General features: G+C 34.8%; 19 protein-coding genes. 14 read left to right on the forward strand and 5 right to left on the reverse strand.

What is annotated here, in order from left to right; all coding sequences use genetic code 11:
- Nucleotides 1-59 precede the first annotated feature (59 nt).
- Nucleotides 60-587: an inorganic diphosphatase gene (gene ppa / locus FPB0191_RS02450; RefSeq protein ID WP_039103755.1), complete on the reverse strand. Its 528-nt coding sequence runs from the start codon at nt 585-587 to the stop codon at nt 60-62.
- 325 nt (nt 588-912) lie between these two features.
- Nucleotides 913-2943 (reverse strand): OPT family oligopeptide transporter, encoded by a 2031-nt coding sequence (locus tag FPB0191_RS02455; protein ID WP_039103757.1) that lies wholly within the window; start codon nt 2941-2943, stop codon nt 913-915.
- A 313-nt stretch (nt 2944-3256) separates the two neighbouring features.
- On the opposite strand from FPB0191_RS02455, the gene mazG reads away from it, so the two are divergent.
- The 5 genes from mazG (at nt 3257) to eno (ending at nt 9608) form a co-directional block, all read left to right on the forward strand.
- On the forward strand, nt 3257-4042 hold the full coding sequence (mazG, locus tag FPB0191_RS02460) for a nucleoside triphosphate pyrophosphohydrolase (protein WP_039103760.1): 786 nt from the start codon (nt 3257-3259) through the stop codon (nt 4040-4042).
- Between the two features lie 10 nt (nt 4043-4052).
- Complete coding sequence (locus FPB0191_RS02465; protein ID WP_039103762.1) at nt 4053-4493, forward strand: hypothetical protein; 441 nt, start codon at nt 4053-4055, stop codon at nt 4491-4493.
- A 345-nt stretch (nt 4494-4838) separates the two neighbouring features.
- On the forward strand, nt 4839-6461 hold the full coding sequence (locus tag FPB0191_RS02470) for a DUF2813 domain-containing protein (RefSeq protein WP_039103764.1): 1623 nt from the start codon (nt 4839-4841) through the stop codon (nt 6459-6461).
- A 161-nt stretch (nt 6462-6622) separates the two neighbouring features.
- Complete coding sequence (pyrG, locus tag FPB0191_RS02475) at nt 6623-8251, forward strand: glutamine hydrolyzing CTP synthase (protein WP_039103766.1); 1629 nt, start codon at nt 6623-6625, stop codon at nt 8249-8251.
- Nucleotides 8252-8300: 49 nt separating this feature from the next.
- The gene (eno, locus tag FPB0191_RS02480; RefSeq protein WP_039103767.1) at nt 8301-9608 is read left to right on the forward strand and encodes a phosphopyruvate hydratase; all 1308 of its coding nucleotides are present in this window, start codon (nt 8301-8303) and stop codon (nt 9606-9608) included.
- 92 nt (nt 9609-9700) lie between these two features.
- On the opposite strand, the gene pagP is transcribed toward eno, so the two are convergent.
- Complete coding sequence (gene pagP, locus FPB0191_RS02485) at nt 9701-10249, reverse strand: lipid IV(A) palmitoyltransferase PagP (protein ID WP_039103769.1); 549 nt, start codon at nt 10247-10249, stop codon at nt 9701-9703.
- A gap of 296 nt (nt 10250-10545) precedes the next feature.
- Here pagP and citG point away from each other — a divergent pair, with 296 nt between their 5' ends.
- Complete coding sequence (gene citG, locus FPB0191_RS02490; RefSeq protein WP_052236705.1) at nt 10546-11439, forward strand: triphosphoribosyl-dephospho-CoA synthase CitG; 894 nt, start codon at nt 10546-10548, stop codon at nt 11437-11439.
- Between the two features lie 14 nt (nt 11440-11453).
- Here citG and FPB0191_RS02495 read toward each other — a convergent pair whose 3' ends face one another.
- Both FPB0191_RS02495 and FPB0191_RS02500 read right to left on the reverse strand, forming a co-directional pair.
- Nucleotides 11454-12155, reverse strand: a complete 702-nt coding sequence (locus FPB0191_RS02495; RefSeq protein WP_202965369.1) for a response regulator — start codon at nt 12153-12155, stop codon at nt 11454-11456.
- Nucleotides 12152-13771 carry an ATP-binding protein gene (locus tag FPB0191_RS02500; protein ID WP_039103771.1) on the reverse strand — a complete coding sequence of 540 codons (1620 nt, stop codon included), beginning with the start codon at nt 13769-13771 and terminating at the stop codon, nt 12152-12154. The genes FPB0191_RS02495 and FPB0191_RS02500 overlap by 4 nt, the downstream gene beginning before the upstream one ends.
- A 190-nt stretch (nt 13772-13961) precedes the next feature.
- On the opposite strand from FPB0191_RS02500, the gene FPB0191_RS02505 reads away from it, so the two are divergent.
- The 8 genes from FPB0191_RS02505 to clpB all read left to right on the forward strand — a co-directional run bounded on the left by FPB0191_RS02505 (nt 13962) and on the right by clpB (nt 23489).
- Nucleotides 13962-15314: a 2-hydroxycarboxylate transporter family protein gene (locus FPB0191_RS02505; RefSeq protein ID WP_052236706.1), complete on the forward strand. Its 1353-nt coding sequence runs from the start codon at nt 13962-13964 to the stop codon at nt 15312-15314.
- A gap of 91 nt (nt 15315-15405) precedes the next feature.
- Entirely contained in the window at nt 15406-16248 is an 843-nt protein-coding gene (locus FPB0191_RS02510; protein ID WP_039103773.1) for a fumarylacetoacetate hydrolase family protein, read from the forward strand.
- Between the two features lie 8 nt (nt 16249-16256).
- Nucleotides 16257-17312 carry a [citrate (pro-3S)-lyase] ligase gene (gene citC / locus FPB0191_RS02515; RefSeq protein WP_052236707.1) on the forward strand — a complete coding sequence of 352 codons (1056 nt, stop codon included), beginning with the start codon at nt 16257-16259 and terminating at the stop codon, nt 17310-17312.
- Nucleotides 17313-17603 (forward strand): citrate lyase acyl carrier protein, encoded by a 291-nt coding sequence (gene citD / locus FPB0191_RS02520; protein WP_039103775.1) that lies wholly within the window; start codon nt 17313-17315, stop codon nt 17601-17603.
- A complete protein-coding gene (citE, locus tag FPB0191_RS02525) occupies nt 17600-18487 on the forward strand; it encodes a citrate (pro-3S)-lyase subunit beta (protein ID WP_039103783.1) in 888 nt (295 codons plus the stop codon). Before citD ends, citE begins: the two co-directional genes overlap by 4 nt.
- Before the next feature lie 12 nt (nt 18488-18499).
- The gene (gene citF / locus FPB0191_RS02530; RefSeq protein WP_052236708.1) at nt 18500-20029 is read left to right on the forward strand and encodes a citrate lyase subunit alpha; all 1530 of its coding nucleotides are present in this window, start codon (nt 18500-18502) and stop codon (nt 20027-20029) included.
- Nucleotides 20030-20113: 84 nt separating this feature from the next.
- Complete coding sequence (citX, locus tag FPB0191_RS02535) at nt 20114-20659, forward strand: citrate lyase holo-[acyl-carrier protein] synthase (protein WP_039103786.1); 546 nt, start codon at nt 20114-20116, stop codon at nt 20657-20659.
- Between the two features lie 259 nt (nt 20660-20918).
- Complete coding sequence (clpB, locus tag FPB0191_RS02540) at nt 20919-23489, forward strand: ATP-dependent chaperone ClpB (RefSeq protein WP_039103788.1); 2571 nt, start codon at nt 20919-20921, stop codon at nt 23487-23489.
- Nucleotides 23490-23493 lie beyond the last annotated feature (4 nt).

Raw genomic sequence — 23493 nt, forward strand, 5'->3', positions numbered from 1 at the left:
TTAAGATTTGATTTGTAAAAAATACCCTGTTAATTTTAACAGGGTAAAATAATGTGAAATTATTTTTTAGCGCGCTCAAAAGATTCAAGAATCTCTTTACGAGCAACTTCAGCGTTATCCCAACCATCAACTTTAACCCATTTACCAGACTCAAGATCTTTGTAATGTTCAAAGAAATGTTTGATTTGCGCTTTTAATAATTCAGGTAAATCAGTAACATCTTTAATATGATCATATTCTTTAGATAGCTTACTATGGGGTACAGCGATTAATTTTGCATCTTGACCTGCTTCATCTGTCATTTTTAATACGCCCACAGGACGACAACGAATCACAGAACCCGGTTGTAGTGGATAAGGAGTTGGTACAAGTACATCAACCGGATCACCATCCAGAGATAAAGTGTGATTGATATAACCATAATTGCAAGGGTAGAACATTGCCGAAGACATAAAACGATCAACAAATACCGCACCACTATCTTTATCAACTTCGTATTTTATTGGATCAGCATTAGCTGGAATTTCTATTACTACATAAATATCATCAGGTAGTGATTTACCTGCTGGTACATTTAAAAGTCCCATTTTATTATCCTTAAATTGTAAGCTTTGATTTGCATGATAAAAGGCTAACTATTATATACTGATTCTGGGTAACTTTGTACTTTTTGATTAACTAAAGCATAGATGAAAAATGAACATAGCTGAAAAGAATTAGATTTATTGCAGTCCTATGAAACATAGATAAGTAATCAACTTTCGTTACAGTATAATGCTAATTAATAAGAAAGCTATATAGTGCGCATTTTTATTCACGTGACTAATGCATAATAGTAAAGTATAAAGGGTAAGTAGCGGCTTACTTTAATTAATTCTACACCCACCAATTGATAGGTGTAGTTTATGTAAATTAGAGCTCTTTTTTAAGCGCTGATAATGCTCTACGTATAAACGCAAAACATATCATAATGAATATCATCAAACCAATAAATTGCTCAACTATAATGCTATTTGTTCCAAAGATAGCTTGCATATATTCATTCAGAGCTAAAGGAGAATTATTATTACTGCTTGAAGAACTGATCACAATAATTACAGCTAAAATAACACCGACTAGTGTTTCGCCAACAATAAGCCCAGAAGCGATCAGTGCGCCTTTTTGCTCTGCTTTACGTTGATGTTCAATATTGCTGCTGAGTTTATTTGCACGACGACTCACGAACCATGATATCAAGGCACCAATAAAAATTGGTGTAATGATTAATGGTGGTAAATAAATACCCATACCAACCGCTAGAGCAGGTAAACGAAATTTAGAATTCGTTTTTGCTAAGCATAAATCAATAACGATAATCACTGCACCAATAGCTAGACCTATTAAAATCATGGACCATTCCATTTGATTTGAAAAAATTCCTTTTGCAATTGTCGCAACTAAGGTCGCTTGTGGAGCCGGTAAAATCTGTTTAGGATCCATATTAGCTCTTGGCGTTGCGCCACTAAAGCCATAAGCGTGATAAAGGATATCTAATACAGGTGCAATTACAATAGCACCAATAACTACTCCCAATAATAATGCTATTTGTTGACGCCAAGGTGTGGCTTTGACTAAATAACCTGTTTTTAAATCTTGTAAATTATCGTTTGATATTGTTGCCACAGCCAATACTGCGCTAGTTGTGAATAATGCTAAAGCAGTAATAAAGTGTTCGCCTTCGGCTGTTGATAACATACCATTTATTTTTCCTAAACCTAAAAACAGTAACGCAATAACAGTAATTGCAATGATACTAATTCCAGAAATAGGGCTTGCAGATGAACCGACTAAACCAGCCATATAGCCACAAGCTGCAGCGATTAGAAAACCCATGAAAAATGCAAATAATACTGAACAAACTACCAATGTCCATCCAATACCTGAAGACAACCCACTATCAGCAATAAAAGAATGAAAGGTAATAAATAAAATTACTAGCATACTTGCCATTATAATTAAGATTGTTTTAGGCGACAGATCTTGTTCTGTACGATCAATATTATTGAATGACTTTTCGGACTTGAGCGTTGTAAGCGTGTTTTTTAGCCCTTGATAAACAGGTTTAATTAATGTTAAAAGTGTCCAAATAGCAGCAATTGAAATAGTACCGGCACCTATAAATCGTAAGTCTTTAGACCATAATCCCATGGCAACATCAGCTAATGACGCATTAGATGGATAATCGGTTAAAGAACTTAAAATTGGAATTGCGAAACCCCATGAAATAATATTGCCGATTAAAATTGCAATACCCGACATAATACCAACTAAGTATCCAGCACTTAATAGTGCTAAAGAAAACCCTAGTGGTATTTGAAATATTGATTTTCCATGACTAAACCAATAAGCCGTACCATCGGCGACAACTTTAAATCCGTTAGTTAATAAACTAACAACTGCTGCAATACTACCACCAAAAATGATATCTTTTAGTCCTTCATTGTCGGCTCTGGTTGTGGCATTATTTTCAGCATCGCTACCGGCTTTTAATATTTCAGCCGCAGCTACACCTTCAGGAAAAGGTAAATTACTCTTCACGACCATGACTTGACGGAGTGGAATTGTAAATAACACTCCAAGCATGCCACCAGAAGCACAAATAGCAAAAGTAAGCCAGAAAGGAAAACTCTGCCAGTAACCTACCATTAATAATGCAGGTAGAATAAAGATCATTGAAGATAAGGTACCCGCAGCTGATGCCTGAGTTTGTACCATATTATTTTCAAGGATTGAAGAACCTGGAAAAAAGCGTAAAACCGCCATTGATATTACTGCCGCCGGAATTGCAGAAGAGATGGTTAGACCTACTTTCAATCCTAAGTAAATATTTGATGCAGTAAAAATGACAGTAATAAAAGCCCCTAAGATCATTCCTCTTAGAGTGAGTTCACGTACGTTGTGCATATGTTTATATCAATATCAATAAGTTAAGTGATCCAGTATACTATAAATTTCGCAAGTAGAAAAATGCTGATAATTCGAGGATTTATGTTGAGTGTAAAAAATAATCATTTATTATGATTATTATTCATTAATTTATTGTAGAAAATATTCACCTTTGAATTGTTATTAAATGTTGCACTTAAAAATTAAGCTTAAGTTAATTTGTACCATTAAAATAATTAAAAGAGATAAGGATTTATACTTATCATTAGGTTAAACTCGCATTTTTACTGACTGTCAGTATAATAACGCTAATAATTTAATTTAATGAGAGATGAAATTGCAAGCTATTGATAAACTAATCGCGATACTCAAGCAATTACGTGATCCTATTACTGGTTGTGATTGGGATAAAGTGCAAACTTTTGATTCAATTACATCTTGTACTTTAGAAGAAACTTATGAAGTGCTAGATACGATTAAGCAAAAAAACTACCCAGAACTTCAAAAGGAATTAGGCGATTTATTATTTCAAATCGTTTTTTATGCTGAATTAGCCGATGAGCAAAAGTTATTCAATTTTGATGATGTTTGCCAAGCAATTTGCGATAAATTGATTCAACGTCATCCTCATATTTTTAGTGAAAATAAACGTAAAGTTGCTTGGGAAACCTTAAAACAACAAGAACGTAATCAAAAAAAACAATTTTCTATACTTGATGATATCCCACTATCCATGCCAGCGTTAATGCGCGCAGAAAAAGTGCAAAAACGATGTGCATCAGTTGGGTTCGATTGGAATACCTTGCCACCAGTTGTGGATAAAGTTAAAGAAGAATTGGAAGAGGTTTTTGTTGAACTTAATCGTGAAAATCCAATTAAAAAAAATATTGAAGAAGAAATAGGAGATTTACTTTTTGCCACCGTAAATTTAGCTCGTCATTTAGGATTACATTCTGAATTTATCTTACAGCAAGCTATACACAAGTTTACCCAACGATTTAATTATATTGAGACCTATTTTAATAATAAGAATCAAGCATTAAGTGATATTACACTTGAAGAAATGGAATCGGTATGGCAACAAGCCAAACAACATGAAAAACAGAAGTTAAAGTAAGAGGTGTAGTATGTCATTAGACAATAATGAACTTTATCAAGAAATTCAAGCTTGGGCACAAAATGCTATTTTTAACAGTCCGACCTGGAGCATTAATCAACTTGATTATACGGAAAAAAGCATTAGCGTTGTCGAAGTTATCTTAAGTGAGTTGGCGGATAAAAATCTATTGTTATCCGAAGAACAAGTTACGATGATAACACAAGAATATGGATGTTATTTGTTACTGACCGCATATAAATTATATGGTGGTGAGTTTTTTTGGAATAACGATGCTGAACAACCGATGCTTATAGTCGGAGAACCTAAAGCTACAATTGTTCTGATGACTTGGCAAAAAGTTCATGGTCGCTTAATGGGAGACGAAGCAGATCACATTGCTTACTTTATGGAGCAATATGGTAAGCAAGCAAAGTGCCCAGAAGAGGGTAAGCAATTAATTTATATTTAATAATTAATTATGTCGTGATGCTTATTGCAGCGCAGTGATCCCATCATAGTTTTGTTTAACATTTTTATTTTTTGAGTGTAAAGTAATTTTTAACAATTTGTTGTAATAAAACTATGAAAGATCAACTAATGTTAGTTGTTGACTAACCAGTAACAATGATAACTTTAAAGAGTTGGCAAAGTAAGTTACTCTTAGCCGGAAATGAAACGGGTAAGTTTGCAAAATATATTCATTAGTTTTGTAAATCGCTTCAAACTTATAATAAGGCAATAAAGATTTTGTACAAATCAATTTTATTTAGGTATGATCGCGCTAATAGACTTGGATAAAAATAAGGCAATATTAATGTACTTATGCGAAGTTGATATATGCGGTTTCAAGGGGATAAAACAGTTAACTTTATCATTAAATAAAGATGCCAATGTCTTAATTGGAGAAAATCAATGGGGGCGTTCTAGTTTAATTAGCGCACTTATGTTGATATCGTTAGATAATTTTTATTACCAATTTACAGCTAATGATTTTTTTAATGATGATCATTATCAGCCGAATACGGCAACGATTCGTTACAAATTTGCTGAAATGAATCCTCAAGAATTAGATAGTCAGTCATACCATTCATTAAATTGTGTCGCTTACCAATCTGTTGAATTCAAAAAATTAATTACTTACCAAATTAAAGCTACCAAAGAACAAGATAAAATAGTAACCGAGCATCAGTTTCTTGATAATAATGGTAAAGAAATAAAAAATGTAGATCATTATAGCTTAATTAAACAATTAATCAGTTTAAACCCATGTATGCGGTTAAAGAATCCTGTTGATAGCTCCAACTTACCGGTTACTAATCAACCTCTTTCAGATTATTATATTCAACAATTATCAGCGAAACTAAGTGAACATGCTAAACAGTTCTCGAACGAAGATTTAATTAAAAGTTTAACTACTGCAAAAGCACTATTTGAATATTATTTGGCAGATAGCTCAACTCGGTTTCGCTACCGTAATAGTAATATAAAAACAATTCCTAATTCTCAAGATTGGGATTCTTTAGAAAGGTTAAATAATATTTTAGATGAGTTAGATGATAATTATATTCGAACCATGTTAATGGGAATTTTTGGTTCAATATTTATTGCACATAATGCAAATCAAATTCATCCTAACGCCATTCCTATTTTGGTTATGGAAGAACCCGAAAGTCAATTACATCCTATTATATTATCCGTCGGTTTTCGATTGTTAAAAAACTTCCCTGCGCAAAAGTTTATTACTACTAATTCCAGTGATTTGTTATCTTTATTTGCTTTGAAAAATATTTATCATTTAATTCGTAAGCCTTCTGGAATTATGGCTATGAATATTGGTGAAAAAGGATTGAGTCGGGATGATAACCGTAAAATTATGTTTCATATTTTATATCGGCGAGCTTCGGCTATGTTTGCACGTTGTTGGTTATTAGTTGAAGGAGAAACAGAAGTTTGGTTATTACGTGAATTAGCAGAGCTTAGTGGTTTTCATCTTAATGCAGAAGGGATTCAATTGATTGAATTTGCACAATGTGGATTAAAACCTTTAATTCGTTATGCTAATAAAATGGGTATTCATTGGTACGTTTTAACCGATGGTGATACAGCAGGTAAAAAATATGCTAATACTGTGCGTTCATTATGTCCTGAAGGAACAAGTGCAGATCAATTCTTAACAGTCTTACCTTCACGTGATATTGAAAACTTTATGTTTGAACATGGTTTTAGTCATGTTTATAAAAAGATAGCTTTTAATACAACAGATTATATTGATATTCCTGTTAATCGTATTGTTCATAAAGCAATAAAGAAGACCTCTAAGCCTGATTTAGCAATTGCGATTTGTGATGATGTAAGAATAAGAGGTTCTCAAACTATTCCTAAATTACTTAAACAAACTTTTAGTAAGGTTATGCAATTGACTAAGCAATTTTATTAAGATGAGTCATTAAAAAAGGAATTATTTGATTGTGGCAAAAGTTCGGTTCTGTTATACTACGCTCCCGTCTTGTTGATAATACTGCAATGTTAATTTCGAATGATTTTCGCACGGTTAACCGCTAGTATTTATTCTTATTTTTAAATAAAGGTACTATTTTTATGGTCACAAATTATATCTTTGTTACGGGCGGTGTAGTTTCTTCCCTTGGTAAAGGCATTGCTGCAGCATCTTTAGCTGCTATTCTTGAAGCGCGTGGTTTAAAGGTGACCATGCTTAAACTTGATCCCTATATTAATGTCGATCCGGGCACTATGAGCCCAATACAACATGGGGAAGTTTTTGTTACAGACGATGGCGCGGAAACTGATTTAGATTTAGGTCATTATGAACGTTTTATTCGTACAAAAATGACTCGTAAAAATAACTTTACCACAGGTCGTATTTATTCCGACGTTTTACGTAAAGAACGTCGTGGTGATTATCTAGGCGCGACAATTCAAGTTATACCTCATATTACTAATGCCATAAAAGAACGCGTTATTGAAGGGGCAAATGGTTTTGATGTTGCCATTGTAGAGATTGGTGGAACTGTCGGTGATATTGAATCATTACCTTTTTTAGAAGCGATCCGCCAACTTGCTGTTGATGTAGGTCGTGAGCATACTCTATTTATGCATTTAACTTTAGTTCCTTATTTACCTTCTTCAGGTGAAGTAAAAACTAAACCAACTCAACATTCGGTTAAAGAATTACTATCAATAGGTATCCAGCCTGATATCCTTATTTGTCGCTCTGATAGAGCTGTACCTGCCAATGAAAGAGCAAAAATCGCACTATTTTGTAACGTACCTGAAAAAGCGGTTATTTCATTAAAAGATGTCGATTCCATTTATAAAATCCCAGCCTTATTGAAATCACAAGGGTTAGATAGTTATGTTTGTAACCGTTTTCATCTAGAGTGTCCGGAAGCTGACTTATCTGAATGGGAACAAGTAATTTATGAAGAAGCTAATCCAGTAGGTGAAGTAACTATAGGAATGGTTGGTAAATATACTGAATTACCGGATGCTTATAAATCAGTTAATGAAGCACTTAAACACGGTGGATTAAAAAATCGTTTAACCGTTCATATTCGTTACATTGATTCCGAAGATTTAGAAACAAAAGGTGTTGATATATTAAAAGACCTTGATGGTATTCTTATCCCAGGTGGTTTCGGATATCGTGGTGTCGAAGGCAAAATTATCGCTGCTCAATATGCTCGTGAAAATAAAATTCCTTATTTAGGTATTTGTTTAGGTATGCAAGTGGCATTAATTGAATTTGCTCGCAATGTTGCGGGTATAAAAGATGCCAACTCAACCGAATTTGTAAAAGATTGTGAGAATCCAGTTGTTGCATTGATCACTGAGTGGAGTGATGAATCAGGTGAAGTTGTACAACGAAATGAAAATAGCGACTTAGGTGGCACAATGCGATTAGGCGCACAAATTTGTCATTTGGAGCCCGATTCTTTAATTCATAAAATGTATAATAAAAATTCAATTATTGAACGTCATCGTCATCGTTATGAAGTGAATAATAATCTACTTGATGAAATTGTTAAAGCTGGTTTAAAAGTAACAGGGCTGTCTACGGATAGAAAACTCGTAGAAATTATTGAAAATCCTGATCATCCATGGTTTGTTGCCTGTCAATTCCATCCGGAATTTACTTCAACACCAAGAGATGGGCATCCATTATTTAGTAGTTTTATTCGTGCTGCTAAAGAGCATCAACAGCACTAAAGTTTTAATTAAAATTTATTATTAATATGTCATAAGAGGAAAAAATAAAATGGCAAAAATCGTTAAAGTTCATGCTCGTGAAGTGATTGATTCTCGTGGAAATCCAACAGTAGAAGCTGAAGTTCATTTAGAAGGTGGTTTTGTTGGACTTGCTATTGTTCCATCAGGCGCTTCAACTGGATCTCGTGAAGCATTAGAACTTCGTGATGGCGATAAATCTCGCTTTTTAGGGAAAGGTGTATTAAAAGCGGTAGCTAATGTTAATGGTCCTATTGCTAGTGCATTAGTAGGTAAAGATGCATTAGATCAAGCAGGCGTTGACCAAATTATGTTAGATTTAGATGGTACTGATTTTAAATCAAACTTAGGTGCTAATGCGATCTTATCTGTATCTTTAGCGAATGCTAAAGCAGCAGCGGCTGCTAAAGGTGTACCTCTATTTGCTCATATTGCAGATTTAAACGGTACTCCGGGTCAATATTCTATGCCACTTCCAATGATGAACATCATCAATGGTGGTGAACATGCTGATAATAATATTGATCTTCAAGAATTTATGATTCAACCAGTTGGCGCTAAAACTGTACGTGAAGCTGTACGTATGGGTTCAGAAGTATTCCATAACTTAGCTAAAGTATTACACGCTAAAGGTATGAATACTGCTGTTGGTGATGAAGGTGGTTTTGCGCCTAACTTAGATTCAAATGCTGAAGCATTAGCTTGCATCAAAGAAGCAGTTGAAAAAGCGGGTTATGTATTAGGTAAAGATATCACTTTAGCTATGGACTGCGCAGCGTCTGAATTTTATAACAAAGAAACTGGTAAATATGTATTAAAAGGTGAAGGTAATAAAGAGTTTACTGCTCAAGAATTTACTCACTATCTAGAAGGTTTAACTGAACAATATCCTATCGTTTCAATTGAAGATGGCTTAGATGAAAGCGATTGGGAAGGTTGGGCATACCAAACTAAAGCATTAGGTCACAAAATCCAATTAGTGGGTGATGATCTATTTGTTACTAATACTAAAATCTTCAAACAAGGTATTGAAAAAGGTATTGCTAACTCTATCTTAGTTAAAGTTAACCAAATCGGTACATTAACTGAATCTATCGCTGCTGTTAAAATGGCGAAAGATGCTGGTTATACCGCTGTAATTTCACATCGTAGTGGTGAATCAGAAGATTCAACTATTGCAGACTTAGCAGTAGGTTTAGCAGCAGGTCAAATCAAAACTGGTTCAATGAGCCGTTCTGATCGTGTCGCTAAATACAACCAATTAATCCGTATTGAAGAAGCGCTTGGCGAAAAAGCACCTTTCCACGGTTTAAAAGAAGTAAAAGGTCAAGGTAAATAATTTTATTTACTTTGTGACTAAATTAAAACCCATTGAAATATCAATGGGTTTTTTATTTGAATATTGTGGATATATTGTTGTCATGTATTAACTTACAACTGCCAGCGTAACCATGTGAATAAGATATTACCTGTATTTCGTTTTACCCCCGGCACATAAGCACTTTGTATTGAAAGCCGATCATATTCCAAAGAAACCAATGGTAGTGGGGCAGGAAAAGGTATCCAATTATAATCACGTCGCGCTGTAATTCCGATTGTATATCCTATCCCAATACGAAGCTTTTCACTGTTTCCTGGTCGCCAATAGGTTTGATAAGCATAACCACCGATAGGCTCTATTACGTTATGAGAATCTTGAAATTCCATAATATATAGTGCATGCCAGTCACCGTCTTCATCAAAACGATAAACACCTGCACCAATTCCCCATGGGCGTTCGTTATATTTATCTATTCTATCTTTATCATAAGTAGCACGATTGTGCCATGTATTGGCTGGAATATATAATTCATACTGATTACTATTCCATGTATCAGATAAGGTTTGTTTGACATAATGCCAAAAGCCAGATTGCTCGTCATTAGCTAAGACATTAAATGAGAATAAAATGAAACAAATAGCTATACATTTTTTCAACATAACATAATCTTCTAGTGAGTTTTGAGTTACTTGGTATTATTTTAAAATGATTCTATTTTATGTAAAAGTTATTTTGAAAATGTTTTAATTTTCAACAACTTTATCAAATATTTAGATTAAATAGATAGTTTAATTCTATAAGATTAATCATTTGATTTATCATTTTTAAATACTATATAAAAATGATATTGTTTTCAATTGTGATCTCGGTATAGTGAATGCCTCTATTTGCTAAGCGAATGTAATAAATTAATATTAGATAGGAATTAAATACCGAACAGTTATATAGGTTAGAAATGAATTATTCAACAAAACAGATTGCATTATTATCTGATGAGATTGATTTGCAAAGTATCAAGTATCCATCTGCTCAATTAGCGGTACGCGCTTTATTGAAAGAGATCTGCTTATCGCCTAAACCGGGGTTAGTGGATATGTTAAATAATGGTGCTCATCGTGATATGGATTTTAGTACTTTTATTGCTAGTATCAAGGCTATATCTCCTTGGTTTGATGAGTTTTATCACTATGGGTATACTTTGAAACTAAATAATCAGTCTGATTTTTTGGTTGGTATTCGTCCAATTGGTTTAGCATGTGAAAAAGCTATGTATTTGGCCACTCATAATGTAAATACCCATAAAGGGGGGATTTTCGCTTTTGGTTTACTGCTTGGTGTGATCGGGTATTTAGAACAGCGCCAAGAAACTACCAATGTCACGACAATTTGTTCTACTTTAATGAGTTTTTGCCATGGTATTGTTAAGAAGGAGCTACAATTATCTAATTCAAACCAAACCGTAGGAGAGAAATTATTTAAACATTATCAATTATCCGGTGCGCGTGGTGAAGCGGAATCAGGTTATGCCACGGTAAGACAAATATCTTTGCCAATTTATAATAAAATGCAACAAGCTGGCTATGATGAGGAGACTAGTTTGCTGCAAGTAATGTTACATCTGCTTGCATATAATCAAGATACTAATTTAGTCTCAAGAGGGGGACTTGCCGGTCTCCATTTCGTTCAAAATTCTGCAAAACAACTCATTGAACGAGGAGGAGCGACTGATTTAATTGGCCGAAGTCATTTAGAAAAGTTGGATAAACAATTAATTAAACGTAATTTAAGCCCCGGCGGTTCGGCAGATTTAATTGCGATAACTTGGTTTCTTGCCCAATATCAAAACTAAATCATCTGACGGAATTATTTATCTAACCTTCGATACAATCTTTCAGGACGACCAATCTTACCATGGTTGATTTCTACGTTTAGTAACTTAGTTTGAACGCAATATTCCAGATAGCGACGAGCTGTTGTTTTACTAATTTGCGTTTTTCTAACTAAATCATCCACAGTTTGTGGTTTGTCTGTTTGCATAAAAACATCTTTTACCTTTTGTAAAGTAATTTCTTCAATGCCTTTGGATGGTCGATTACTATCAATGAAATCTTTAGTTTGTAAATTAAAAAGTTCATCAACTCGTCGTTGATTGACATGTTGTTGAATACTTTGTCGGTATAGGAATAATTGAAAACGCTCAATAGAGTGTTTTAGGCGTTGATAAGATACCGGTTTAATTAGATAATCAAATGCCCCATAGCGAATTGCTTTACTACATGTTTCAATATCACTTGCAGCAGTTATAAAAATTACATAACAATTTAATTGATTATTCACAATATATTCAAATAGTTCAATTCCTTGGCCATCGGGTAGATAATTATCCAATAGAATTAATTTGGGTTTAAGCTTTTCAACCATCATTTTTGCATCATTAAGTGTCGAAGCAATTCCTAATGCTTTTACTTTTGGATCTCGTTGAATAAATTCGGCAGTTAATTCAGCTAAAATGGGTTCATCTTCAACAATAAGCACTTCTAACATATTTTCGTGGGTTTTATTCATACTATATCTCTCTGTATTTCGTCTAATTTAGGTATAAAAACCGAGAAAATCGTTCCATAAGGTTGGTTATTATCAAACGTGATATAACCATTGGCTTTTTGGGTGTATGTAGCAACTAAATGTAAGCCTATACCATGCTCTTTCGGATTCTGTGAAGTAACACCAGGTCGAAAAATTGAATCACGGATTTTTTCATCAATACCACATCCTTGATCACTTACTTCAAGTACAATTTCATCTGTGGCATCACTAAGGTATAGTAGTACATTCTTATTACCTAATGGATTTTTAAGGCTAGCATTAAATGCGTTATCTAATAGATTACCTAAAATTGACATAAATTCTATTTCAGTAATGGTTTTTGGTAACGCGGATAATTGACAAGCAGGGTCAAAACTTAGTTGTAATCCTAGTTCGTGGGATTTGGATAATTTGCCAATTAATAAGCCACACACTGCTGGGATTTTAAAATGCTGTGTTATAAAATCTAGACTTTTTTGATTATCGATAGAATGTATGGTGATAAATTCTTGTGCTTCTCGGTAGCGTTCCATGTAAATTAAGCCTGATAGCGTCGCCATCCAATTAAGATGTTCATGGCGCAGAGCGCGTAAGTTATCAACATATTGTTTTATTTGAGTCAATTGCGCACTTAATATATTGACTTCATTGAAGTTACGAAATGTAATAACCCACCCTTGAATTTTATCGTCCACAATAACTCTGATTCGGTTTGCAATAACTAAACAATCGTTAAAGTGACAGATCTGATCATGCGAATCTTCTGTTTTATTATTGCTGTTATAAATAAAATCTGTTGATTTTATAAACTCACATAGATTATGATTAACTAATTCTTTGTTATTATTTGTTATTTTTAACATTTTCCTTGCAGATTGATTAATGTTAATAATGTTATAATTAAGATCAATGGCTATGATGCCTTCAAAAATTGATTCCATTATCGATTTTTGGCTCTTTACTAATAAGGCTATACTTCTTGGTTCTAAATTGAACATTTGTTTTTTGATCAGTTTGGTAAAACAAAATGAAAAAACGAATAAAATAACAAATAATATTGAACAAAAAATAGCAAATGGCACAAGTTTTTCTTTATGCAATTGAGAGATGTTATCAACCATATATCCAACGGAAACAATACCTACTACTTGGTTATTAGCATTAATGATAGGTGCTTTACCTCTTAATGAAATACCCAATGATCCTTTACGGATGGTAATAATACTATTACCTTTTAGGACTTCTTGATTATCTCCGCCCAGCATGGGTACATATAATGGGCTATTAGCAGTATGGAAAAGCCGCTTTGCTCTATTATCACCAATAACAATGTAACTAGCATCACTTTGTTTAAAAACATCTGTTACTAATTCAGCAATTTTATCCGTATCTTTATCCTGAACATATTTGATAAGGCTAGGAATAACTGCCAGTTCACGGGCTTGTAGTTGTGCTCTTTGACCTAGGTTATTATATAAATCCGTTTCTGTGGAATTCCAAATATAACCCTGCAAAAGAGCTAATAAAATCGTTAATAATAGTAACAAGCATAAGAAGAGCTTGGTGGTAAATGAAAATTGACCAAAATTAGACATATTATCAACAATTTATAAAAAAAATTACGATGATAAAAGTCTAACATAGTATTATGTATTTTAAATCAATTTAAACCATAAAAACCACAATTTTTCTTTGATATTCATCACAGTTCTTGAATTATTATTTTGTCAATATACGCGCCAATTAATTCTAAATTGAAATCGAAAATCTTGGAGATATTAAAGTATGAACGATATTGGTTCGACAAAGAAAATTGAGGAAAAGCAGAGTTTTTGGCCATATGGCTGGTGGAAATTGATGGACGATTATAAAATCGGTGTGATTCCATTACCATTATTTATTATTGCAGGTCTTCTTATCTTAACTGAAGTATTAGTGACGGGTAAATTACCTAGCGAAATCGTTGTTATGGTTGTAACTTGCGCATTTTTCGGTTTTTTATGCGGTGAAATTGGTAAACGCTTACCAATCGTAGGAAAAATGGGTGCAGCTGCCATTTGTGCAACCTTCATTCCATCAGCATTAGTATATTACGGGATCCTTCCAACACCTGTTGTTGAAGCTACAACAAAGTTCTATAAAGATACTCATATTCTTTATTTATACATTTGCTGTATTATCGTTGGTAGTATTATGAATATGGACAAGAAAACACTTATTGAAGGTTTCTTAAAAATATTCGGTCCTATGGTTTGCGGTGAAATTGTTGGTATGCTTGTTGGTGTGGGCGTTGGTTATTTACTTGGTTTAACACCATTTGAAACTTTCTTCTTCCTTGTATTACCAATTATGGCGGGTGGTGTTGGTGAGGGTGCAATTCCACTTTCAATCGGCTATGCTTCAATTTTAGGTATGGAACAAGGTGAGGCACTAGGTCGTGTATTACCAATCGTAATGTTAGGCGGTTTAACTGGTATCATCTGTGGTGGTATTCTTAATCGCATCGGTAAAGCTTATCCTCACTTAACAGGTAATGGTCGATTACTACCAGCATCGGAAGATGATGATATTATGAATAAGAAAGCAGCTAAATCAGAATTAGCGATTGATGTAACAACTTTTGCATCAGGTGTATTATTAGCGGCTATCCTTTATATGGTTGGTATGATTGGTCATAAACTAACGGGTATTCCAGCTCCAGTAGGAATGCTATTTGCTGCTGTTTTTGTTAAGTTAGTATCAGGTGTTTCACCTAAAGTATTAAGTGGTTCACAAGTTGTCTATAAATTCTTCCAGACTTCGGTTACTTATCCAATTCTGTTTGCGGTAGGTGTGGCAATTACTCCTTGGGAAAGAATTGTTGAAGCTTTCACTATCACAAATATTATTGTTATTGTTTGTACGGTAGTTAGCTTAGTAACAACCGGTTTCTTTGTTGCGAAAAAACTTGGTATGTATCCAGTAGATGCTGCGGTTATTTCATGTTGTCAAAGTGGTCAAGGTGGTACAGGAGATGTAGCGATTTTAACTGCTGCAGAACGTATGGAACTTATGCCGTTTGCTCAAATTGCTACCCGTATCGGGGGAGCGATCAATGTATCAGTATCATTACTTATACTTGGCAATTTCTTAGTATAGTTTTAATTTTAAAGAGCAACCTTAGTTTTACTAAGGTTGTTTGCATTTATTTATAGTAGTAATTATTACAAACAGCTTTTAAGGAGTACTCATGAAGCTTGTCAGTTATCTTGTCTCAGGGAGAGCAAGTTTTGGTCTTCTCACTCAACATGGTATAGTCGATTTAGGTAAAAAATTAGGCGATAAATATACCGATTTAAAATCGCTACTAGCCGATGAAAAAGGGTTAGCTATTGCAAAAACCTATCTTAATGACCCAAGCGATATTGATGAAAAAGATATTACTTATCTACCGGTTATTCCTAATCCAAATAAGATTTTGTGTGTAGGTATGAATTATGCTGAAAAACGTGCAGAGTTTAATGAAACGAGTTCCGCACCAACTCTTTTTGTCCGTTTCCCAGATTCACAAACAGGTCACAAAACCAATATTATTAAACCCGCAATTACTAATGAATTAGATTATGAAGGTGAATTAGCCATTGTTATTGGTAAATCCGGATTTAGAATCAAACAGGAAGATGCATTATCATACGTTGCAGGTTATAGCTGTTATATGGATGGTTCTATTCGTGATTGGCAATATACTTGGTTTACCGCTGGTAAAAATTGGCCAAGCACAGGGGCGTTTGGTCCATGCTTAACTACAACTGATGAGATCCCCGATCCTAAAGCATTAACTTTAGTTACCTATTTAAATGGTCAAGAAATGCAACGCGATTCGGTAAATAATTTGGTTCATACTGTACCCGAATTAATTTCTTACATTAGTACATTCACCCATTTATCACCAGGCGATGTAATTTTAACCGGTTCACCTGGAGGAGTAGGTAAAAAACGTAACCCGCCAATCTTTATGAAAGATGGTGATAAGATTGAAGTTGAAATTACGGGGATTGGTCGTTTAACCAATTATGTGGTAGCAGAAAAATAGGTGGTATTATGTATAGTTTAGTCGATTTTTCAGTTGTAGATATATCGAAATCATTAGCAGAACGTGAACAGATAAAACAATTGTTAAGTTTGTCGGAGCTAGACTTAGACCCGCAAGTTAATATTTTCATTGTTGCAAAGATGAACAATAAAATCGTAGCTTGTGCAGGTATTGATAATAATATCATTAAATGTGTAGCAATTAATCCGGATTATCGTGGTAATCAACTCAATTTAACATTATTAGATAACACCATTAAATATGCTAATGAACAGGGGCATTTTCACCTCTTTTTATACACAAAACCAGAAAATATCGACTTTTTTAAAGGGTGTGGCTTTTATCCAATAGTAGAGCTTAATAACTTAATTGTATTAATGGAAAACACACCCGTTGGAATTAAAAACTATTGTAAACATTTAGCTGAATTACGCAAAGATGGATCCAAAATTGGTAGCGTGGTGATGAATGCCAACCCCTTTACTAAAGGACATCAACATCTTTTACAATATGCCGCAAGCCAATGTGATTGGTTACATGTCTTCGTGGTAAACGAAAATGTATCATTATTTCCGTTTGATGTGCGCTTACAATTAGTGAAAGAAGGGGCGAAGGACATAAAGAATGTTACTGTGCATGCAAGTTCATCATATATTATTTCAAGAGCGACATTTCCTACCTATTTTTTGAAAGATGATGAAAAAATTGATTACGCTTATATGGGAATCGATTTATTAATTTTCCGCAATTATATTGCCCCTGCACTGAATATTACTTATCGTTTTGTGGGTACAGAGCCTTATAGCCAAGTTACAAATGCATATAACACATCTATGCGTTATTGGTTGCAGGATAAAGATGTGAGTCCTTATCCTGTAATTACATTGGTTGAAATTCAGCGAATTATGGAAGGGGAAGATATTATATCTGCTTCTTTAGTAAGAAAACTGCTCGCTAATGAACAGTATGATCAGGTAAAACGGTTAGTCCCATCAACGACTTGGAATTATCTAGAAGCAAATTTAGATTCAGTCAAAAATTTAATTCGTTCAAAAGGTAACTAAATGAAAATCAAAAAAGAAGCGATGGCTGGTACTCTCGAATCAAGTGATTTGTTAGTAAAAGTCAGTCCTAACACAGGAATTGAAATTGTTATTAATAGTGATGTTAATAAGCAATTTGGTGATCAAATACGTGCCGTGGTAGATCAAACCTTAAACAGTCTTAATGTGACTGACGGTCTAATTATTATTGATGATAAAGGTGCTTTGGATTGTGCCATCAAAGCAAGAGTACAATGTGCAGTATTGCGTGGCGCTGAAGAAGAGAGCTTAGATTGGAGTAAATTGCTATGAAAAAAATACGTCGAAGTATGTTATTTCTTCCGGGTGCAAACGCGGCGATGTTATCCACTTCGTTTGTTTACAAACCTGATTCAATCATGTTTGACCTAGAAGACGCCGTTTCCATTAAAGAGAAAGATTCAGCTCGCTTATTAGTCGCACAAACTTTACGCTTGCCAATTTATAAAGAGCAAGGTATTGAAACTGTAGTAAGAATCAATGCGCTTGATACTCCATTTGGTTTAAAAGATTTAGAAGCAGTGGTTAGAGCTGGTGTTGATGTGGTTCGTCTACCTATGACTAATAGTGCAGAAGACATCCACGAATTGGAAGCGCATGTTGAAAGAATTGAAAAAGAATGTGGTCGCGAAGTTGGTAGCACAAAATTAATGGCTGCTATTGAATCCGCCCAAGGTGTGGTAAATGCCATTTCTATTGCTAAGTCTTCTCCACGTTTAATTGGTATTGCATTGGCTGCATTTGACTACCTTGTTGATATGCAAACCGAACGTGGCGACGGTACTGAATTATTTTATGCTCGTTGTGCAGTATTACATGCCGCTCGTGTGGCTAAGATTGATGCTTTTGACGTGGTATATTCCAATGTTAATGATGATGAAGGTTTCTTAAAAGAAGTTAATCTTATTAAGAAATTAGGTTATAACGGGAAATCACTAATTAATCCTAGACAAATCGATCTATTACATAACGCATATGCACCAACTGCTGCAGAAGTTGAACATGCTCAAAAAGTGGTTGAAGCTGCAGAAGAGGGAGAAAGAAAAGGCCTTGGCGTTATTTCTCTTAACGGCAAAATGATTGATGCACCAATTATTGCTCGTGCTAGAAAAGTTATCGAGTTAGCAAAATATTCTGGTGTACGTAAAGAAATTTGATAGGACTGAAAAATGACTACTTCCATAGACAAAAAAATTGATGATCTGCTTAAACAGCATCCTGATCTTAAGAATATTACACCATTTGTTGATGCCAATTTTACGACTCCGTATTTGAAAGACGAGTCTAAATATACACGTAAATTATGTGATTCTATTGAACAAGCGATTCAAAAATGTGAATTACGTGATGGTATGACCATTTCTTTCCATCATGCTTTTCGTGAAGGTGATAAAGTTATCAATAGTGTTGTCGAGACAATCAGCAAACTAGGTATTAAAAATTTAACCCTAGCATCAAGCTCATTATTGAGCTGTAACTCAGCGTTGATTCCACATATTGAATCTGGTGTGATTACTAAAATTTACACCTCTGGTTTACGCGGTAAACTAGCTGATGCAATTTCTCATGGTTTAATGGAAAATCCAGTTCATATCCATTCGCATGGTGGACGTGTAAAACTTATCCAGAGTGGCGAGATTAACATTGATATCGCCTTTTTAGCAGTATCGACAGCTGACGAACAAGGTAATGCTAATGGTGTATCTGGTAAATCACAATGTGGTGCACTAGGTTATGCGATGGTGGATGCTCAATTTGCTAAAAAAGTCGTTTTATTAACTGAAGATATCGTAGGCTACCCTAATCATCCAGCCAGTATTCGCCAAGATCAAGTTGATTACGTGGTTAAAGTTGATGAAGTCGGTGATCCAACGAAAATTAGTGTGGGTGCAGCTCGAATTACCAGCAATCCACGCGAATTGATGATTGCACGTTATGCTGCTGATGTTATTGAGCATTCAGGTTATTTTAAAGATGGATTTTCAATCCAAACGGGTTCTGGGGCTTCTTCAACTGCCGCTACACGTTTCTTAGAAAACCGTATGCGCGCTAAAAATATCACTGCATCATTTGCATTAGGTGGTATTACAGCAAGTATCGTTGATTTACATGAAAAAGGATTAGTTAAGCGTCTTTTAGATACTCAAAGTTTTGATGGGACAGCGGGTCAATCATTAGGTAAAAATAAGGATCATATTGAAGTATCTACCAATGTTTATGCTAACCCGGCTTCAAAAGGGGCAAGCGTTGATGAACTAGATATTGTCATTTTAAGTGCTTTAGAAATTGACCTTAATTATAATGTCAATGTATTGACGGGTTCTGATGGTGTAATGCGTGGCGCTTCCGGTGGTCACTGTGATACTGCTGCGGGAGCGAACTTAACTATTATCGTTGCTCCTCTAATTCGTAGTCGTATTCCAACTGTGATTAAAAAGGTGACAACATTAGTTACCCCAGGCGAGAGTGTGGATGTGTTAGTAACTGATCACGGTATTGCCGTTAATCCTAAACGTCCAGAAATAGCAGAGCGATTAAAAGCTGCTAATTTACCTGTGATGAGTATTGAAGAACTTTATCAGCGCGCAGTTTCCTTAACAGGTGAACCAAAACCAATCGAATTTAAAGATAAAATTGTTGGTGTTGTTCATTATCGTGATGGTTCTGTTATTGATGTCGTTCGCGAAGTAAAAGATTAATTTTTCAATAAGATAGCACCGAATTTTATATTTATATGTGATATAGTATATATACGGTGTTATCTTTTATTTGAGAAAAAAAATATGTTGATTAATTTTAATGATGGATTGCCTGTCAGCTTAGAACAGGTTTTGCTAGCCAAAGAACAACGTGTTCAAAATCAGCAAGTTGCTATAACACGATACCAATCCCCAATCATTTCATTAACGTTGGTCATTCCGGGACCGGTTAAAAAAAGCCCTGCAGCTAAATTTCTTTTCGATCAAGCAATAAATACACTTCATCACGCTTTAGACCAAAATAATTTTTCGATTTATTATGAACAACATATCGAAGCTGTTACTGGATTTGAGGCAATTATTGCCGTTAATTGCACAGCCAGTAAGTTAAAGCAACTTTGTATTGAAATTGAACATAATCATCCACTCGGTCGGTTATGGGATATTGATATTATCGATCCCGTTACTCAAATGAGCATACCGCGTACTGGATTTGAACAAAAACCAAGAAAATGTCTTATTTGTGGTGATAACGCTAAGGCATGTGGACGAGGACGAAGGCATTCGGTTGCAGAAATCTTTGAAGAAATGAAAAAAATCATAACTAATTATACTGCCAAACAAATTTAATAAAATCATTTAAAACTAAATATTTTTATCACACATTTTTTGTAAGCGTAATGCTCTTCATTAGACTAATTTTTATATCTGTTATTCAGCATATAAAAATTAGTTTCTTTTTTATAATCAATGAGTAATCTTATTACTAATCCAGAATTATTTATAGAAATATACTTGAAAAATAATTATCAGCACATATTTTATAATCAAGCAAGGGTTTAAATATCAAATAGATTTAAACCAATTTATTGCAAGGGAGATAATTAATATGAGGTTAGATAAACTCACAAACAAGTTTCAACAAGCTTTATCTGATGCACAATCACTCGCATTAGGTAAAGATAATCAATACATAGAACCGATCCATGTATTATCTGCAATGCTCAATCAAGAAGGCAGCAGTATAAAACCTTTGTTAGCTTCGGCAGGAGCAAACGTTGCTACTTTACAACAAGATTTAACTCAAGCTATTGAACGATTACCACAAGTACAAGGTGTGGGTGGCGAAATCATTCCATCACAAGAATTTATTCGCGTGTTAAACCTATGTGACAAATTGGCACAAAAAAGCGGTGACAGCTATATTTCATCAGAACTCTTTATATTAGCTGCTTTAGAAGAGAAAGGTACTTTAGGTGATATCCTTAAAAAAGCGGGTATTACGAAAGATAAATTTAGCCAAGTAGTAAGTCAAGTAAGAGGAAATGATAGCGTGAATGACCCTAATGCAGAAGATCAACGCGGTGCGTTGAAAAAATACACTATTGATTTAACCGAACGTGCAGAACAAGGTAAGCTCGATCCTGTCATTGGACGGGATGAAGAAATTCGCCGTACTATACAGGTTTTGCAACGTCGTACTAAAAATAATCCTGTATTAATCGGAGAGCCCGGCGTAGGTAAAACGGCTATTGTTGAAGGTTTAGCTCAGCGTATTGTTAATCGAGAAGTTCCAGAAGGATTACGTAATAAACGTGTGCTTTCTTTAGATATGGGAGCACTCATTGCGGGAGCAAAATACCGTGGTGAATTTGAAGAACGTCTTAAAGCAGTTCTTAAAGACTTAGCCAAAGAAGAAGGTCGCATCATATTATTCATTGATGAAATTCATACTATGGTGGGTGCAGGCAAAAGTGATGGAGCGATGGATGCAGGTAATATGTTGAAACCTGCATTAGCACGTGGTGAATTACATTGCGTTGGCGCAACTACACTTGATGAATATCGACAATATATTGAAAAGGATCCTGCTTTAGAGCGTCGTTTCCAAAAAGTCTACGTAGCAGAGCCAACAGTGGAAGATACGATTGCTATTTTACGTGGTTTAAAAGAGCGATATGAATTACACCATCACGTACAAATAACTGATCCAGCAATTGTTGCAGCAGCAACATTGTCGCATCGATACATCTCAGATCGTATGTTACCTGATAAGGCCATTGATTTGATAGATGAAGCGGCTTCAAGTATCAGAATGCAAATGGACTCAAAACCTGAATCACTGGATCGATTGGAAAGGCGCATTATTCAACTCAAACTTGAGCAACAAGCACTTAAGAAAGAGTCTGATGATGCAAGTAAAAAACGACTTGAGATGTTAAATGATGAACTCGCTGAGAAAGAAAAGGATTATGCTTCACTTGAAGAAGAGTGGAAATCTGAGAAGGCTGCACTTTCGGGCACGCAGACTATCAAAGCTGAATTGGAAAAAGCACGTACTGAGATAGAACAAGCTCGCCGTGCCGGTGATTTGAATAAAATGTCCGAATTACAATACGGTAAAATTCCAGATCTTGAAAAGAAACTTGCTTCAGCAACGCAATTAGAAGGTAAAACAATGAAATTATTGCGTAACAAAGTAACGGACAATGAAATTGCTGAAGTATTATCTAAAGCTACCGGTATACCAGTTTCTAGAATGCTAGAAAGTGAAAAAGATAAATTATTGCATATGGAAGATGCGTTACATAAACGTGTAATTGGTCAAGACGAAGCTGTAGTAGCTGTCGCCAACGCAATTCGCCGTAGTCGTGCAGGGCTTTCTGACCCGAATAAACCTATTGGATCATTCCTATTTTTAGGTCCAACGGGTGTGGGGAAAACAGAACTTTGTAAATCATTAGCGAACTTTATGTTTGACAGTGAAGATGCAATGGTGCGAATTGATATGTCTGAATTCATGGAGAAGCATTCTGTTGCGCGTTTAATTGGTGCGCCTCCAGGTTATGTTGGTTATGAAGAAGGCGGTTATTTAACCGAAGCAGTGAGACGTCGACCTTATTCTGTTATTTTACTTGATGAAGTTGAAAAAGCGCATCCAGATGTATTTAACATCTTATTACAAGTACTGGATGATGGTCGTCTAACTGATGGACAAGGGCGTACAGTTGATTTTCGTAATACAGTCATAATTATGACTTCGAACTTAGGATCTGACTTAATCCAAGGTCAAGTTAAGCTTAGTTATGATGAAATGAAAGCCTTAGTTATGACCGTTGTAACTAAACATTTTAGACCAGAATTTATCAATCGTATTGATGAAACAGTGGTATTCCATCCACTAGGTCAAGAAAATATTAAAGCGATTGCTAGAATTCAATTAGCACATGTTGAAAAACGTTTAGAAGAACGTGGTTATCAAATGGATATTTCTGATGCGGCACTTGAACATCTTGCTAAAGTCGGTTTTGATCCGATTTATGGTGCAAGGCCGTTAAAACGTGCGATTCAACAAGAAATCGAGAATCCACTAGCACAACAGATATTATCAGGTAAATTGGTGCCGGGTAAAATTGTTCATCTTGATTTAGTCGATGACAACATTGAAGCCAAACAATAAATTT

It is taken from the genome of Frischella perrara, from assembly GCF_000807275.1.
Taxonomy (GTDB): Bacteria; Pseudomonadota; Gammaproteobacteria; order Enterobacterales; family Orbaceae; genus Frischella; species Frischella perrara.

Bases quoted from the DNA above. Each gene is read 5' to 3' on its own strand.
- ppa (WP_039103755.1), bottom strand. From the start codon at position 587: ATGGGACTTTTAAATGTACCAGCAGGTAAATCACTACCTGATGATATT.
- FPB0191_RS02455 (WP_039103757.1), bottom strand. From the start codon at position 2,943: ATGCACAACGTACGTGAACTCACTCTAAGAGGAATGATCTTAGGGGCT.
- mazG (WP_039103760.1), top strand. From the start codon at position 3,257: ATGAAATTGCAAGCTATTGATAAACTAATCGCGATACTCAAGCAATTA.
- FPB0191_RS02465 (WP_039103762.1), top strand. From the start codon at position 4,053: ATGTCATTAGACAATAATGAACTTTATCAAGAAATTCAAGCTTGGGCA.
- FPB0191_RS02470 (WP_039103764.1), top strand. From the start codon at position 4,839: ATGTACTTATGCGAAGTTGATATATGCGGTTTCAAGGGGATAAAACAG.
- pyrG (WP_039103766.1), top strand. From the start codon at position 6,623: ATGGTCACAAATTATATCTTTGTTACGGGCGGTGTAGTTTCTTCCCTT.
- eno (WP_039103767.1), top strand. From the start codon at position 8,301: ATGGCAAAAATCGTTAAAGTTCATGCTCGTGAAGTGATTGATTCTCGT.
- pagP (WP_039103769.1), bottom strand. From the start codon at position 10,249: ATGTTGAAAAAATGTATAGCTATTTGTTTCATTTTATTCTCATTTAAT.
- citG (WP_052236705.1), top strand. From the start codon at position 10,546: ATGAATTATTCAACAAAACAGATTGCATTATTATCTGATGAGATTGAT.
- FPB0191_RS02495 (WP_202965369.1), bottom strand. From the start codon at position 12,155: ATGAATAAAACCCACGAAAATATGTTAGAAGTGCTTATTGTTGAAGAT.
- FPB0191_RS02500 (WP_039103771.1), bottom strand. From the start codon at position 13,771: ATGTCTAATTTTGGTCAATTTTCATTTACCACCAAGCTCTTCTTATGC.
- FPB0191_RS02505 (WP_052236706.1), top strand. From the start codon at position 13,962: ATGAACGATATTGGTTCGACAAAGAAAATTGAGGAAAAGCAGAGTTTT.
- FPB0191_RS02510 (WP_039103773.1), top strand. From the start codon at position 15,406: ATGAAGCTTGTCAGTTATCTTGTCTCAGGGAGAGCAAGTTTTGGTCTT.
- citC (WP_052236707.1), top strand. From the start codon at position 16,257: ATGTATAGTTTAGTCGATTTTTCAGTTGTAGATATATCGAAATCATTA.
- citD (WP_039103775.1), top strand. From the start codon at position 17,313: ATGAAAATCAAAAAAGAAGCGATGGCTGGTACTCTCGAATCAAGTGAT.
- citE (WP_039103783.1), top strand. From the start codon at position 17,600: ATGAAAAAAATACGTCGAAGTATGTTATTTCTTCCGGGTGCAAACGCG.
- citF (WP_052236708.1), top strand. From the start codon at position 18,500: ATGACTACTTCCATAGACAAAAAAATTGATGATCTGCTTAAACAGCAT.
- citX (WP_039103786.1), top strand. From the start codon at position 20,114: ATGTTGATTAATTTTAATGATGGATTGCCTGTCAGCTTAGAACAGGTT.
- clpB (WP_039103788.1), top strand. From the start codon at position 20,919: ATGAGGTTAGATAAACTCACAAACAAGTTTCAACAAGCTTTATCTGAT.